Consider the following 3,444-nt stretch of genomic DNA (forward strand, 5'->3'; position numbering starts at 1 on the left):
GCCGGTACGGGGACGCGCGGCGCAACTGGGGCTCGGCGATCGCCGTGCACAAGCGGCGCGGTGACGTGGCGGGCCAGGCCCGGGCTCTCGCCGAGCTGGCCAGGGTCCAGGAGTACGCGGGGCGGCCCGAGGAGGCGCTGCGCACGTGCCGCGAGGCGGTGGGCCTCGCCGAGCGGGCGGAAGACGAACGGCTGCGGGCGGCGCTGCACGTACGCCTCGCCGACACCCTCGACCGGCTCGGCGACCCGGCGTCGGCCCGCCACCACCGGGGGCTCGCCGCGCGGCTGCTCGGGCCCGGCGAGGCGGCGGTGCTGCGGGCGGGGGCGTAGCGGGCCCGTGTGAGGCGTCCAGGGCGTCGCTTCACGGGGTTCACCTACGAAATCCGTAGCGCTTCCGGGAAAAAATGATGCTTTGAAAGGCTGGACAGCGGGAATCCCTTCATTAAACTGGCGAAGCCGCAGATCGGCGGCTCTCCCCTGTTGCGCCCTCGTGGATACGGGTATGTAGTGCCGTGCCCCTTTTGTCCCGGGCTCTCTCTAGTCAAGGATCGTGATCGACGATGAAGGTCGGCATCCCCCGCGAGGTCAAGAACAACGAGTTCCGGGTCGCCATCACCCCGGCCGGGGTCCACGAACTGCGCCGCCAGGGGCACGAGGTGTTCGTCGAGGCGACAGCGGGTTCGGGCTCCTCGATCACCGACGAGGAGTTCGTGGCGGCGGGAGCCGTCATCCTTCCCACGGCCGACGAGGTGTGGGCCCGCGCGGATCTCCTCCTCAAGGTGAAGGAGCCGATCGCCGAGGAGTACCACCGCATGCGCAAGGACCAGGTGCTCTTCACGTACCTGCACCTCGCCGCCTCGCGCGAGTGCACCGACGCGCTCCTCGCCTCCGGCACCACCGCGATCGCCCTGGAGACCGTCGAGACGGCCGACCGCAGGCTGCCGCTGCTCGCCCCGATGTCGGAGGTCGCCGGGCGGCTCGCCCCGCAGGTCGGCGCGTACCACCTCATGCGGGCGGCCGGCGGGCGCGGCGTGCTCCCCGGCGGGGTCCCCGGGGTCGTGGCGGGCAAGGCCGTCGTCATCGGCGGCGGCGTCTCGGGGTGGAACGCGGCGCAGATCGCGATCGGCATGGGCTTCCACGTCAAGCTCCTCGACAAGGACGTCACCAAGCTCAAGGAGGCCGACAGGATCTTCGGCACCCGCATCCAGACCGTGGTCTCGACCGCGTACGAACTGGAGATCGCCTGCCTGGAGTCGGACCTCGTCGTCGGCGCCGTCCTGGTGCCCGGGGCCAAGGCGCCCAAGCTCGTCTCCAACGACCTCGTCTCGCGCATGAAGCCGGGAAGTGTCCTTGTCGACATCGCGATCGACCAGGGCGGCTGCTTCGAGGACTCGCACCCCACCACGCACGCCGAGCCGACCTTCCGCGTGCACGACTCGGTCTTCTACTGCGTCGCCAACATGCCGGGCGCCGTCCCGCACACCTCCACGCACGCCCTCACCAACGCCACGCTCCCGTACGTGCTCGAACTCGCCGGGCGCGGCTGGATCGACGCGCTGCGCCGCGACGCCTCCCTCGCCAAGGGCCTCAACGTCCATGACGGCAAGGTGTATTACCGCGAGGTCGCCGAGGCGCACGGGCTGGCGTACGCCGAGACCCACACGCTCCTGGACTGAGAAACGCGCCCCCTTCCCGGGCGACCGGGAGGGCAGGGGGCGCGTCAACAGGTGTCGCGTTTCTCACGCCAACGGCCGGACCTTCGCGCGCAGGTCCGGCCGTTGGCGTGCGGTGATGTGACAGTTTTTGAGCGAGACTTTCCCAAGTGGGCGGCTAGGTCACACTTCCAGGGTGTTTGACGTGCCGAACTCGCCTCTGCCGAGGGGGTGATGCGCGACCGTGCACCCTTGACATCCGCCCTCGCACACACCGACACATCGGGCCGGGTCCGGCGGATTGTGTTGCTGCGGAGTGGTGACACGCCATAGAGTCGCCAACCGTCGGCATGGTGCCACGCTGACCTATCCAGAAGTTTCCTGGTCGCCAAGGAGGTAAGACGACTTGTGAATGAGTCGACATTTTCTCCCGGGGGTGGCCGACCGGAGCTGGCCGCGCGGAGCGGTGGTGTCGCGAGTCCGTCGACGATCGGTCCCGCCGGTTCCGTCGCCGTCCGCACCTTCGCGGCCCGCCAGAGTCTCCCGCCGACGCAGACCGCACACCAGAGCATGGATGGCCATATCGTGAACGCCATGGCCGGCGACCCGAGCGGCGACACCTTCGCCGACTACGAGGAGCTGCCCGAGGGGCACTTCTACGACCCGGACGCCGAGTACGAGCCGGACCCCGAGTACGCGGCCACGCTGGCCCCCGACGCCGCGCGCCAGCGCCGCGAGCGGATCGGCCCCACCGGGCGCCCGCTTCCCTACTTCCCGATCCCCGGGCCCCTCACCGACCACGGCCCGGCGAAGATCATCGCGATGTGCAACCAGAAGGGCGGGGTCGGCAAGACGACCTCGACCATCAACCTCGGCGCCGCGCTCGCCGAGTACGGCCGCCGCGTCCTCCTCGTCGACTTCGACCCACAGGGCGCTCTCTCGGTCGGCCTCGGGGTCAACCCGATGGAGCTGGACCTGACGGTCTACAACCTCCTCCTCGAACGCGGGATGTCGCCCGACGAGGTGCTGCTGAAGACGGCCGTGCCCAACATGGACCTGCTGCCGAGCAACATCGACCTCTCGGCCGCCGAGGTCCAGCTCGTCTCCGAGGTGGCCCGCGAGTCCACCCTCCAGCGGGCGCTCAAGCCGCTCATGGCCGATTACGACTACATCGTGATCGACTGTCAGCCCTCGCTCGGCCTGCTCACCGTCAACGCGCTCACCGCGGCGCACAAGGTGATCGTCCCGCTGGAGTGCGAGTTCTTCGCGCTGCGCGGCGTCGCGCTGCTCACCGAGACGATCGAGAAGGTGCAGGAGCGGCTCAACCCCGAGCTGGAACTCGACGGCATCCTCGCCACGATGTACGACTCCCGCACGGTGCACAGCCGCGAGGTGCTCGCCCGCGTCGTCGAAGCCTTCGACGATCACGTGTACCACACCGTCATCGGCCGCACCGTGCGCTTCCCGGAGACCACCGTGGCCGGGGAGCCCATCACCACCTACGCCTCCAACTCCGTCGGCGCCGCCGCCTACCGCCAGCTCGCCAGGGAGGTGCTCGCCCGGTGTCACGCCGAGTGAGTCTGCCCGGAGCCGAAGAACTCTTCCGTACGACCGGGGGCATGGCCCTCCAGCCCTCCTCGGGTCCGCGCCCGCAGCCCTCGGGCGCGCGGAGCGGGACCGGGGAGGCCGCGACCGAGGAGGACGCGGGCGAACACCAGGGCAGGGACTCCGCGCCGGCACCCGCCCCCGTGGACGGCGGGCCCGCGATGCCCCCGCCCGTGCCCGGACTGCGC

General features: G+C 70.4%; 2 protein-coding genes and 2 pseudogenes. All 4 read left to right on the top strand.

The window, feature by feature from the left end; genetic code table 11:
• A pseudogene (locus tag G3I42_RS11835) lies at positions 1 to 329 on the top strand (hypothetical protein); the annotation flags it as partial.
• Between the two features lie 230 nt (positions 330 to 559).
• Positions 560 to 1,675, top strand: coding sequence for an alanine dehydrogenase (gene ald, locus G3I42_RS11840; RefSeq protein ID WP_164285203.1), 1,116 nt, complete (start codon positions 560 to 562; stop codon positions 1,673 to 1,675).
• A gap of 546 nt (positions 1,676 to 2,221) precedes the next feature.
• Entirely contained in the window at positions 2,222 to 3,229 is a 1,008-nt protein-coding gene (locus G3I42_RS11845; protein WP_239096405.1) for a ParA family protein, read from the top strand.
• Positions 3,214 to 3,444 (top strand): annotated as a pseudogene (locus tag G3I42_RS11850) (hypothetical protein); the annotation flags it as partial. The gene G3I42_RS11845 and the pseudogene G3I42_RS11850, both read left to right, overlap by 16 nt.

The sequence above is a fragment of the Streptomyces sp. SID11385 genome, from assembly GCF_010548245.1.
GTDB lineage: Bacteria > Actinomycetota > Actinomycetes > Streptomycetales > Streptomycetaceae > Streptomyces.

What these genes read in the sequence shown, in the direction of transcription:
- ald (WP_164285203.1), top strand. Translation starts at nt 560, where the DNA reads ATGAAGGTCGGCATCCCCCGCGAGGTCAAGAACAACGAGTTCCGGGTC.
- G3I42_RS11845 (WP_239096405.1), top strand. Translation starts at nt 2,222, where the DNA reads ATGGATGGCCATATCGTGAACGCCATGGCCGGCGACCCGAGCGGCGAC.